The following is an 11,830-nucleotide window of genomic DNA, read 5'->3' as shown; positions in this document are numbered from 1 at the left end:
TTATTATGTTAACAGCTATTGGTGCAGGTATCGCAGTTTTAACAGGTGTAGGTGCAGGTGTAGGTATTGGTCTGGCAACTTCAAAGGCAGTAGACGCAATCGCAAGACAGCCTGAGGCAGAAGGCAAGATCAGCAAGGCTTTATTACTTGGTTGTGCTCTTGCAGAGGCAACTGCTATTTACGGTTTCGTTATCGCTCTGTTAATCATATTATTCTTAAAATAATGCCTGACAGACGGAAAGTTAAGAATATAGATAGAAAGGCAGGCGAATTCGATGTTACGTTTGGATTTTAACCTTGTGTGGAACATCGTCAATGTCATCGTCCTGTATCTTCTGCTCAAGCATTTCCTGATTAAACCGGTGATGGATATCATGAACAAACGCCAGACTATGGTGGATCAAAGCATCACAAATGCAAGGGCATCCGAGTCCCAGGCATTCGAGCTTAAAAGCCAGTATGAAGAGAAGCTGGCGGCGTCGGCGGAAGAAGGAAAGAAGCTTGTGGAAGAGGCAAAGGCAGAGGCGAAGACTGTACAGGAGCGCATGATAAAAGAAGCCGGAGAGCAGGCGGACAGAATTATCGAAAATGCCCACAAGACGGCGAATGCGGACCAGGAAAAGGCAATGAGGGAAGCGGAAGCGCAGATTGCAGGTCTGGTACTTGCAGCAGCGGCGAAGGTTGTGCAGGGCGAGATGGACGATAGGAAGAACCAGGCACTCTACGACCAGTATATAGCAGAAGCAGGTGATTCTCATGACGCAGGCAGCAAATAATTACGGACAGGTGCTTTACGAACTGAAGGTTCCAAAGGAAATGGTGGAAGAAGCGGAGGTGCTGTTTCGCGAGGTTCCCCAGCTTAAGGAAGCCCTCGTAAGCCCTGTGGTGAAAAAAAGCGAAAAAAACCGCGTCATTGACCGGGTATTTCCAGCAGAGCTGAGGAATTTTCTTAAGGTGCTCTGTGGACATCAGGACATGGGCGAGGTCGAAGATGTATTCGAAGCGTACCATGCCTATGCATGCGAACAGGAAGGCAGTCTGCGAGCAACGTTGTATTATGTGACGGAGCCGGACGCAGAGCAGCTTAAGAAAATTAAGCAGATGCTGATGAAGAAATACCAGAAACAGGATGTGGAACTCCGCCTTGTTAAGGATTCCAGTCTGGGCGGAGGATTTGTGATCCGCACCGGCGATATGGAGACAGACTGGAGTATAAAAGGACGTATGAAACAGTTAGAGCAAATATTGATGCGGAGGTGAGAAGCGTGGGTTCAATCAATTCAGATGAGATTATCTCCATCTTAAGAAGCGAGATTGAAGATTATGACGTACATGCAAGAGACCAGGAGGTCGGCACGGTCATCGGAATCGGTGACGGAATCGCGACGATTTATGGAATTGACCACGCCATGTACGGCGAGATCGTTATCTTTGATAACGGTGTAAAAGGTATGGTACAGGATATCAGACGGGACGACATCGGTTGTATCCTGTTTGGTTCAGATAGAGAGATTAAAGAGGGATGCAAGGTTACGAGAACAAAGAAACGTGCCGGTATCCCGGTTGGCGACGCTTATATAGGAAGAGTTGTCAACGCATTGGGTGCAGCAATCGACGGGAAAGGTGACATCAAGTCCGATGATTACCGCCCGATTGAGAATGAGGCGCCTGGTATTATTGACAGAAAGAGCGTTTCGGTACCTATGGAGACGGGAATCCTGGCAATTGACTCCATGTTCCCCATCGGCCGCGGCCAGCGTGAGCTGATCATCGGCGACCGTCAGACCGGTAAAACCTCGATTGCCATTGATGCCATTTTAAATCAGAAGGGCAAAGATACGATCTGCATCTACGTGGCGGTAGGCCAGAAGGCTTCCACCGTTGCGAAGATGGTCAATACATTAAGCCAGTATGGAGCCATGGATTATACCATCGTTCTGTCCTCGACAGCCAGTGAACCGGCTCCGCTTCAGTATATCGCTCCCTATTCCGGAACGGCGCTGGCAGAGTACTTTATGTATCAGGGAAAAGATGTGCTGATTGTTTACGATGATTTGTCGAAACATGCGGTTGCTTACCGTGCGCTGTCTTTACTCCTTGAGCGTTCCCCGGGACGTGAGGCATATCCGGGCGACGTGTTCTATCTGCATTCCAGGCTTCTGGAGAGGTCCAGCAGACTGAGTGAGGAAAAGGGCGGCGGTTCCATTACGGCGCTGCCGATTATTGAGACACAGGCCGGAGATGTTTCGGCATATATTCCGACAAACGTTATCTCCATCACGGACGGACAGATATTTCTGGAGAGCGATTTATTCTTCTCCGGTATGAGACCTGCGGTCAACGTGGGACTTTCCGTATCCCGTGTCGGCGGCGCAGCTCAGACAAAGGCCATGAAGAAGGCGGCAGGAAGCCTTCGTATCGACCTGGCCCAGTGCCGTGAGATGGAAGTATTTACCCAGTTCAGTTCGGACCTCGATCCGGCGACGAAGGAGATGATCCAGTATGGCAAGGGACTGACAGAGATGTTAAAGCAGCCGCTCTGCCATCCGATGAGCTTACACGATCAGGTCATCAGCCTGGTAGCTGCCAATAACCGGCTTCTTCTCGATGTGGAAGTGTCAAAGATCAAGGGGTTCCAGAAGGAAATGCTGGCATTCTTTGAGCAGAAGCATCCGGAAATCGTGAAGGAGATCGAAGAGAAGAAAGTTCTTTCCGACGAGCTTAAGCAGAGCATTTTAGACGGCGTGAAAGAATTTAAACAGAAGCAGGTGTAAGATATGGCAAATGCGAGAGAGATACAAAGCAGGATGAACAGTATCAAGAGTACGATGAAGATTACGAATGCGATGTATACGATTTCCTCGTCAAAGCTTAAAAAGGCCAGAAAAAACTTAACCGATACAGAACCCTATTTCTATGCGCTCCAGAGGACCATTTCCCGAATTGTCAGGCATACACCGGAGATAGAGGACCCTTATTTCGATACGAGGCCGCAGATTAAGCCGGAAGACAAGAAGATCGGATATATCGTGGTAACCGCGGACAAAGGCCTTGCGGGCGCATACAATCACAACGTATTTAAGCTGGTACAGGAACAGATCGACAAGGGAGGAAATCCCATGCTGTTCGTGGTTGGTGAGCTGGGCCAGCAGTATTTTGTGAGAAAGGGGATTCCGGTAGAACAGGATTTCCGGTATACGGTGCAAAACCCGAATATGAGCCGGGCGAGGATCATTGAGGAGAAAATCGTGGATTATTTCCTGTCCGGGAAACTGGATGAGGTATATATGATTTACACCAGAATGGTCAATGCAATGAAGATGGAGGCCGAGATTACGCAGCTTTTACCGCTTCCGAAGTCTAATTTCAGCGTGCCCCAGGGCATACCGATCGACATCCATCTGGAGGAAATCACGATGAAGCCATCGCCCAAGGCGGTGATCGATGCCATCGTACCTAACTATATAGCCGGATTTATCTATGGCGGTCTGGTGGAATCCTACTCCAGCGAGCAGAATTCCAGAATGATGGCCATGCAGGCTGCCACGAAGAGTGCGCAGGATATGCTGGATGAACTGGCAATCACCTATAACCGGGTCCGCCAGGCTGCCATTACCCAGGAGATCACCGAGGTAATCAGCGGAGCAAAGGCCCAAAAAAAGAAGAAGAAAAAATAACAGAGAGGAGGAGTCCTCACAACTGTGAGAAACAGATTATGAATAAAGGAAAAATCGTGCAGGTTTTAGGGCCTGTTGTAGACGTAGAGTTCGAGGAAGGCGTGGAGCTGCCGTGTATTAAGGACGCCCTTGAGGTAGATAATGACGGAAAACGCTGCGTAATGGAAGTTTCCCAGCATCTGGGAAATAATACCGTTCGCTGCATTATGCTTGCTTCCAGCGAAGGACTCTGCAGAGATATGGAAGTAACGGCCACCGGTTCGGGAATCAGGGTTCCTGTCGGCGAGCAGACACTGGGACGCCTTTTTAACGTCCTGGGTGAGACGATTGACAACGGCGAACCGTTAAAGGAAGGCGAGAAATGGGTCATCCACAGGGATCCGCCGTCATTTGAGGAACAGAGTCCGGTAGCGGAGATCCTGGAGACGGGAATCAAGGTTATCGACCTTCTGGCCCCCTATGCAAAGGGCGGAAAGATCGGTCTGTTTGGAGGCGCCGGTGTAGGCAAGACGGTCCTCATTCAGGAGCTGATTCATAACATTGCGACAGAGCATGGCGGATATTCCATTTTTACCGGTGTTGGAGAGCGTTCCCGTGAAGGTAATGACTTATGGACCGAGATGGGAGAGTCCGGCGTTATCGAGAAAACGGCCCTGGTATTCGGTCAGATGAATGAGCCGCCGGGAGCCCGTATGCGTGTAGCGGAGACGGGACTTACCATGGCGGAATACTTCCGTGACCAGGAGCATAAAAACGTGCTGCTGTTCATCGACAATATCTTCCGTTTCGTTCAGGCCGGTTCCGAGGTGTCCGCGCTGCTCGGACGTATGCCGTCCGCTGTTGGTTACCAGCCGACACTGGCGACGGAGATGGGCGAGTTACAGGAGAGGATTACCTCTACCAAGAACGGTTCTGTTACTTCGGTTCAGGCGGTTTACGTGCCGGCCGATGACTTGACGGATCCGGCTCCGGCGACCACCTTTGCTCATCTGGATGCGACGACGGTTCTTTCGAGAAAGATCGTGGAACAGGGTATTTACCCGGCGGTTGATCCGCTGGAATCCAACTCCCGTATTCTGGAACCGGATGTGGTAGGCGAGGAACACTATGAGGTGGCCAGAATGGTTCAGGAGACACTTCAGAAATACAGAGAGCTTCAGGACATCATCGCAATCCTCGGAATGGAGGAGCTGGGCGATGAGGATAAGACCACAGTAAACCGTGCCAGAAAGATCCAGAAATTCTTATCCCAGCCATTCTCCGTGGCGGAGAACTTCACCGGCGTTGCCGGAAAGTACGTTCCTTTAAAGGAGACGGTGCGCGGCTTTAAGGCCATCGTAGAAGGTGAGATGGACCAGTATCCGGAGGCGGCGTTCTTTAACGTGGGAACGATCGACGAGGTAATCGAGAAGGCGAAGACATTAGGAGCCGAGGAAGGCAGATAGAGGTGAGGGCCTGTGAGCGCAAATACATTTTTTCTGCAGATCATTGCAACTGACAAGGTGTTCTTTAAGGGACCGTGCCAGAAGCTCATCATCCCCCTGTTAGACGGAGAAAAAGAGGTTCTGCCGCACCATGAGGATATGGTAATTGCAGTTACGATCGGCGAGATGAGACTGATGAATGAAAGCGGCGAATGGATTAACGGCGTGGTAGGCGATGGTTTTGTACAGATTATCAACAACCGTGTCACCCTTCTGGTGGATACTGCGGAACGTCCTGAGGATATTGACGAGAGGCGTGCCGAGGAGGCCAGAGAGAGAGCCGAGGAGCAGCTCAGACAGAGTAAGAGCATCCAGGAACATTCGCATTTCGAGGCGTCGCTGGCGAGGTCGCTGGCGAGGCTGAGGCTGAAGCATAAGTATGAGATTTAATAAATAGAGAAAGCTTCTGCAAAGGCACCGGGCAAACGTGATGTTTGACGGGCGGTGCTTTTGCGGAAGCTTTTTCTATACCCGGCAGCAGCCAGGCGGTATACGTTTTCTCAATGGTTTTCAATACTTCTTACCATAGCATACTGCCCCAGTTCCTTAAAACCGATCTTGCGGTAGATGGCGCCGGCCTCCGGGTTATCATAGAAGAGGCAGAGGAATTTCATACCGTCCGCCAGACAGTCCCGGCACAAACGGTTTACGAGCCGGGTGGCGTATCCGCGGCCTCTGTATTCGGGCAGAGTCGCAACGCTGACGACCATGGCCGACATGGAGTTTTCGGCTGAGGTTCCGGCTATGGCTGCAAGCGTCCCATTTTCAAAGACCCCGTACATCCGGCCTTCGTTGGTCATGGAACTCAGAATATCTTCCCGGTTTTCCTCCTCCGTCTTACTCCGCATGGAAAAGAATTCATCAATCTGCTTTAGCAGTGCGTAGATAGCATCAATATCATCAGGGACAAGGCGCCTTGCAGGAAAGGCAGGATCATCGGGGCTGGCCGGCTGGTCAAGCCTTGCCAGATACGTGGGAACCAGCTCAAGGCCCTTCAAGAGCGGTATCAGGGGCTCGATCAGTTCACGTTTTCCGCTTAAATTGTGCATCTGGAATCCGGAAAGAAATCCGGCGACTTCAGCTTTATTGTAATCTGCGGTATGGCTGTAGAACAGGAAATTGTTCCTGTAATCCAGAATAAAGTAGGGAAGTGTTCCCCCTGTCCAGGTGTCGGCCGTGTATACGGAGACGTTTTCCGACTCCAGACCGTAGTTTTCCAAATCCCCGATAAGGAAGAGGTTGAATTCCGGTTCCAGAAGGGCATAGGCCATGGCGTCATTAAAATGTGAAGCAGTAAGTTTTTTCATAAATTCTCCCTCCTCAGACTGATTGTCAGATGCAAACAGAATGTGATGGTATCAGTATAGCAGAGATGGAAAAAATTTCCAAGTGGCAGGATTTACGAAAGAAAGTAAGTAAAAAAAGAAGCGAAACGGTCCATAACAAGAACCATTTCGCTTCTTTCCATATAGATAACATCTATAAATATCATCTCTTAAATATCATCACCCAAGTGCCACGTCCAGTATCATCATTATGACAAATCCCCCCATAACGCCCAGTGTACCGGCGTTGGAGTGTTCACCTAAATGAGCTTCGGGAATCAGTTCTTCCACTACGACATAGAGCATGGCTCCTGCGGCAAAGGAGAGCAGCCAGGGCATCAGAGGCTCGATGGCGCCTGCCACCAGCACCGTGAGGATACCGAAGATTGGTTCTACGATACCTGACATACTGCCGCGGAAGAATGCCTTTCCGGTGGAAAGACCTTCCTGACGCAAGGGAAGGGAGATTGCCGCGCCTTCCGGGAAATTCTGAATACCGATACCGATGGCGAGAGCCATGGCCGCGGTGTAGAGCGCCGGATCATTGCCGTGCTGCGCGGCCAATGCGAAAGACAGGCCGACCGCCATGCCCTCCGGTATGTTGTGAAGCGTAACCGCCATGACTAACAGGGTGGTCCGCTTCCAGCTGGAGGAGACGCCCTCTGCCTCGTTGCAGTCCGGGTTACTGCAGTCCGGGTGAAGGTGGGGGAGATAGGTATCGAGAGCGATCAGGAAGAACACGCCCAGTAAAAAGCCTCCGGCGGCAGGAATCCAGCCGATACCACCATTTAAGGAAGCTTCCTCGATGGCAGGAATCAGCAGTGACCATACGGAAGCCGCCACCATAACTCCGGCCGCGAATCCCAGAAAAATTCTTTGTACAGATGCATTGACTTCTTTGCGAAAGAAAAAAACTACAGACGCGCCCAGCGTGGTCATTAAAAATGTAAATCCAGTCCCGCCGGCTGCCCATAATAAAGACGTACTCATAATAAAACCTCCTTTCGGGTTCTGAGTTAGCGAAATCTAACTTTGTTTAGTATACCATACTATTATCAACTGTGCAATGATACATAAAAGAAGGAATACAGAAGATCAGGCATTATTTGTCAAAATAATGCTATTCCTGTGCAAGATAATCCTGCTTTTCCATTGGCTCTGAATTTAGTATAATAAATTCAGAGTGAATATACAGAAAGAAGGCCGCTTATGAGTAAGAAGAACAAAAACCTGTTTCGCCTGGTCGCGGCGGGCCTGTTCAGCATTCTGTTCCTGACGCTGCTGACAATCTCCTTTTATGGCTATGTGCTGGAACAGATCGGGGTAGACCATGCGGAAAATGTAAGGAATTACCGGTATCATTTTGTGATGATTGTCGCCAATACCGATTCCCGGTTCTGGAACGACGTATTCGACAGTGTGCGGGAGGAAGCGGCAAAGCAGGAGGCATATGTGGAGCTGAAGGAAAAGAACCAGTCCTCCATCAACACCATGGTCGATTTAATGGATATGAGTATCGCGGCCAAGGTGGATGGCATCATCCTGGAGTGTACCGATGAAGAAAACCTGGATGAAAAGGTGAATGAGGCGACAGAAAAAGGCATTCCTGTCGTTACCATTTTAAACGATGCCCCCGCGTCGGAACGGAAGAGCTTTGTGGGCATCAACCCCTACCAGCTTGGACAGGCTTATGGCTGCCAGCTTGAGAAAATGATCAGGAAGCTGGAATCGGAGGGAGGAGGCCGTGACGGGGAGGGGGAGTACCGGATTACGGTTTTACTTAACGATTCATCCATAGACAGCAACCATTTCCAGATTTTCAACCAGATCAACAACATGATGGTGACATCCGAAGCCACGGCGGAGCTTGTGAAGGCGGAGGCGGTTCGGATTCCGTCCGGCGGGGCGTTTGAATCTGAGGAGATCGTCTGGAACTTATTTCAGAGTGCAAAAGGGCCGCCGGACATCATCGTGTGCATGGATGAGGTAGATACGGAGGCGGTCTACCAGGCGGTAATTGATTACAACCGCGTGGGCAAGACGCAGGTCATCGGCTATTACAAGTCAAAAACCACCCTGGATGCGGTCCGGCGCGGCACTATGGCGATGACATTCTGCATCGACACGGAGGAGATGGGCAGATACAGTGTAAAGGCAATGATGGAATGCATCCGGGATGGAAGGACCAATTCCTTCTACAGCGTGGACTTACAGTTCGTAACCCGGGAAAATGCAGATGAGTTTATGGATCAGTGATGGGAGAGACGATGGGAAACCGATTGAAAAGGCTGTGGGAAAATCTGCCGATTACCCGCAAATTATTTCTGGAAATCGCGTTTACAGCTGCTGCGCTTTTTGCAAGCAACTTATTAATTTATGCCCAGATTAACCGGATGGTGGGGCGGATGGACTCGGTATATTCCAGCAACGTGAATTTAAACGAGCTGTCGGACCGCCTTGGCGATGTGCAGAATTATATGTACCGGTATTTAGAGGTCAAGGACTCTGATTCCCTCACCAACTATTACCGGGCGGAACAGGAATATAAGGATTTGCTGAATGGGCTGAACATGCAGATCAGCGACAACCCCATACAGATTTTAGAAAAGAATATTCGCAGCATGTCCGACAATTATCTGGTAATTGCCGATGAGACCGTTCAGGCAAAGCGGGGGATGAACGTGGAAAAATACAAAAGCTCCTATGAATCGGCGCTTAAGCTTTACCGCTTTATCACCCACGACATCTCCGTGCTCAACGGACGCCAGTTCAAGAACAATTCCGCCAGTTACCAGACGCTGCAGGCGGCGCTTAAGTATTTAGAGATTGTCAGCCTGGTGATTCTGATGATTGTCATGTTCATCAGTCTGGCGGTTATGATGATTCTGACAAAGGATATCGTCACCCCATTAACCAATTTGGCACAGACCGCCAAACTGGTGGGACAGGGCAATTTCCATGTAAAGGTGTCGCCGGTCCATTCCAGGGATGAGCTGGGAATTGTGACGGGAACCTTTAACCAGATGGTGGACAGCCTGGGCGAATATGTGACTAAGATCAAAGAGAGCGCGGAGAAGGAGCAGGAGATGCAGGCCAGGGAACTGCTGACGCAGAGCCATTTAAAGGAGGCGCAGCTTAAGTTTCTGCAGTCCCAGATTAATCCCCATTTCCTCTTTAACTCCTTAAACGCGGGCGTGCAGCTTGCCGTGATGGAGGATGCGGAAAAGACATCGGTATTTATCGAGAAAATGGCGGATTTCTTCCGCTATAATGTAAAGAAGGGGATGGAGGACGCCACCATCCGGGAAGAGGTGGAGACGGTAGAAAATTACATTTATATTCTGAATGTGCGGTTTGCGGGAGAGATTCATTACAGCTCTGAAGTTGATCAGTCGGTTTTGGACTACCGGGTTCCCAGCATGATGCTTCAGCCCCTGGTGGAAAATGCAGTCAACCACGGGATACGGGGGATCGACTGGCAGGGCGAAGTGAAGCTGGTGGTCCGGGACTGCGAAGAAGAGATTGAAATCCGTGTGGAGGATAACGGAAAGGGAATGTCGGAGGAACAGATCCGGCAGATTTATGAGGGGAGCCGGGGGACGAAGAATCCGGAGACCACAGGAATCGGGGTCAGCAACGTAATATCCAGGCTTAAGCTTTACTATAATACGGACAGCGTGTTAGAGATTGCCAGCGGCGGGCCGGGAAGGGGAACCACGGTTATTTTAAAAATCCCCAGGAAAGAGGAGGAGAGAGATGTTTCGGATATTGGTGGCTGATGATGAGGGGATTATGCTGGAGTCGATTCGATCCAGCATAGAATCGAATTTTGGAAGCGAATGCGAGATTGTCTGCGTCAAGACTGGACGGGCAGTCATTGAACAGGCGGAGTCCTTCCGCCCGGATATTGCGTTTGTGGATATTCAGATGCCGGGGCTAAGCGGAATTCAGGCAATCCGGGAGGTCCGCAAATTCAATTCCTCCATGGTGTTCATTATCATCACGGCGTACGACAAGTTTTCCTACGCGCAGGAGGCGGTAAACTTAGGGGTTATGGAGTTCATCACCAAGCCGGTGAACAAAAAGAAGATCCTGGACGTCTGCATCCGCGCCATGCGGCAGGTGGAAGAGGCGAGGCAGAAGCTGAGCGACGATTTAAAGATTCGGGAGAAGTTAGAAATCGTGGTGCCGATGATGGAGAGCGGATTTATCTACAGCGTCTTACAGGATGATACGGATATTAATAAACAGGGATATTTGGAGCTGCTGGATATCCGCCAGCCATACGGCTTTATGATTGTGCTGGAATTCGGGGATGATGTCGAAAACGGTGCGATGACCAATGCGGTGGGGGCGAATGTGCGGGTGAATAAGTATTATTCCACCCTAAAGGAGACGGTAAAGGATTACTTTGACTGTATCACCGGGCCGATTATGGGCAACCGGATCGTGCTTTTCGTGCCGTTTGACCGGGAAAAGACGGGATATGAGGAGCGGGTCGAGACGATTACCAGGACGAGGAATATGATACACAGGCTGGAAGGCGCCATTGACGCCCGGTTCCGCGGCGGGATCGGCGCAGTAAAGCCCATTGCCGATGTGCGGGATTCCTATAAGGAGGCGCTGAAGGCATTGCGGGAGAGCGACAGCCATGTGGTGCATATCACGGATATTCCGGCGGCAGCCTATTATGACGGGGATTATCCGACAGATTTGGAGAACCAGTATCTACAGCGCGGCATCAAGGCGGATCAAGAGGGAGCTGCGGCCTGCGCCAACGAATTTTTTGACTGGATGGCCCAGCATGACGGCAATGTCCGGGCCAATATCGAGGTGAAGGTGCTCGAAATGATTATGAGGCTGGAAAAGCGGGCCTTTGAGGCGGGAAACGTCCATTATGGGTTCCGATACCGGGAAAATTATCTGGCGGAGATCCAGGGGGCGGCAGACTTAAATGGCCTGCGCCAGTGGTTTGTCGGGAAAACCAGAGAGATCTGTGACAACATCAGCACCTCCAGAGAGCGCGAATTTGAAAATGTGGTTTCCAGGGTGAAAAATTACATCAACGAAAACTACGCCAGGGAGATTACCCTCGATGAGGCGTCCCGGATGGTGGATATCAGCCCCTACTATTTCAGCAAGCTGTTTAAGCAGGAGGTGGGGGAGACGTTCATCGAGTATCTGACGCGGACCAGAATCCGCAATGCCAGGCGGCTGCTTGAGGACCCCAGACACAGCATCAAGGAGGTCTGTATGATGTGCGGATACAGCGACCCCAATTATTTCAGCCGGATTTTCAAGAAATATGAGGGCATGACGCCAAGTGAGTACAGGGACCGGTAAG

12 protein-coding genes are annotated in these 11,830 nt (G+C 50.5%); 10 read left to right on the top strand and 2 right to left on the bottom strand.

Features of this window, described 5'->3' with window-relative positions; translation table 11 throughout:
- Positions 1-5 precede the first annotated feature (5 nt).
- Genes atpE through atpC form a run of 7 tightly spaced genes read left to right on the top strand, consistent with a single transcriptional unit; the run spans position 6 to position 5,551 of the window.
- Positions 6-224 (top strand): ATP synthase F0 subunit C, encoded by a 219-nt coding sequence (gene atpE, locus M1L66_RS33135; RefSeq protein ID WP_002605335.1) that lies wholly within the window; start codon positions 6-8, stop codon positions 222-224.
- A 51-nt stretch (positions 225-275) separates the two neighbouring features.
- The gene (atpF, locus tag M1L66_RS33130; protein WP_187024704.1) at positions 276-776 is read left to right on the top strand and encodes a F0F1 ATP synthase subunit B; all 501 of its coding nucleotides are present in this window, start codon (positions 276-278) and stop codon (positions 774-776) included.
- A complete protein-coding gene (atpH, locus tag M1L66_RS33125) occupies positions 757-1,260 on the top strand; it encodes an ATP synthase F1 subunit delta (RefSeq protein ID WP_002605333.1) in 504 nt (167 codons plus the stop codon). The genes atpF and atpH overlap by 20 nt, the downstream gene beginning before the upstream one ends.
- Before the next feature lie 5 nt (positions 1,261-1,265).
- Entirely contained in the window at positions 1,266-2,774 is a 1,509-nt protein-coding gene (gene atpA, locus M1L66_RS33120; RefSeq protein WP_187024703.1) for a F0F1 ATP synthase subunit alpha, read from the top strand.
- Positions 2,775-2,777: 3 nt separating this feature from the next.
- Complete coding sequence (gene atpG / locus M1L66_RS33115; RefSeq protein WP_187024702.1) at positions 2,778-3,677, top strand: ATP synthase F1 subunit gamma; 900 nt, start codon at positions 2,778-2,780, stop codon at positions 3,675-3,677.
- A 38-nt stretch (positions 3,678-3,715) separates the two neighbouring features.
- Positions 3,716-5,122 (top strand): F0F1 ATP synthase subunit beta, encoded by a 1,407-nt coding sequence (gene atpD, locus M1L66_RS33110; protein WP_002605330.1) that lies wholly within the window; start codon positions 3,716-3,718, stop codon positions 5,120-5,122.
- A gap of 12 nt (positions 5,123-5,134) precedes the next feature.
- Positions 5,135-5,551, top strand: coding sequence for an ATP synthase F1 subunit epsilon (gene atpC / locus M1L66_RS33105; RefSeq protein ID WP_002605329.1), 417 nt, complete (start codon positions 5,135-5,137; stop codon positions 5,549-5,551).
- A gap of 110 nt (positions 5,552-5,661) precedes the next feature.
- Here atpC and M1L66_RS33100 read toward each other — a convergent pair whose 3' ends face one another.
- Together M1L66_RS33100 and M1L66_RS33095 are read right to left on the bottom strand one after the other, a co-directional pair.
- Positions 5,662-6,468, bottom strand: a complete 807-nt coding sequence (locus M1L66_RS33100; protein ID WP_187024701.1) for a GNAT family N-acetyltransferase — start codon at positions 6,466-6,468, stop codon at positions 5,662-5,664.
- Positions 6,469-6,666: 198 nt separating this feature from the next.
- Complete coding sequence (locus tag M1L66_RS33095; protein WP_187024700.1) at positions 6,667-7,476, bottom strand: ZIP family metal transporter; 810 nt, start codon at positions 7,474-7,476, stop codon at positions 6,667-6,669.
- 219 nt (positions 7,477-7,695) lie between these two features.
- Here M1L66_RS33095 and M1L66_RS33090 point away from each other — a divergent pair, with 219 nt between their 5' ends.
- From M1L66_RS33090 to M1L66_RS33080, 3 genes are read left to right on the top strand one after another with little or no spacing between them, the layout of a single operon-like run.
- On the top strand, positions 7,696-8,742 hold the full coding sequence (locus tag M1L66_RS33090) for a substrate-binding domain-containing protein (protein WP_434689972.1): 1,047 nt from the start codon (positions 7,696-7,698) through the stop codon (positions 8,740-8,742).
- Between the two features lie 11 nt (positions 8,743-8,753).
- On the top strand, positions 8,754-10,265 hold the full coding sequence (locus M1L66_RS33085; RefSeq protein WP_187024698.1) for a sensor histidine kinase: 1,512 nt from the start codon (positions 8,754-8,756) through the stop codon (positions 10,263-10,265).
- Complete coding sequence (locus M1L66_RS33080) at positions 10,243-11,829, top strand: helix-turn-helix domain-containing protein (protein ID WP_434689969.1); 1,587 nt, start codon at positions 10,243-10,245, stop codon at positions 11,827-11,829. Before M1L66_RS33085 ends, M1L66_RS33080 begins: the two co-directional genes overlap by 23 nt.
- Position 11,830: the final 1 nt, after the last annotated feature.

Source organism: Hungatella sp. SB206 (assembly GCF_051132295.1).
GTDB lineage: Bacteria > Bacillota > Clostridia > Lachnospirales > Lachnospiraceae > Hungatella > Hungatella effluvii.
The sequence above is the reverse complement of the archived record's forward strand: the minus strand, read 5'-3'. Positions and strand labels throughout refer to the sequence as shown.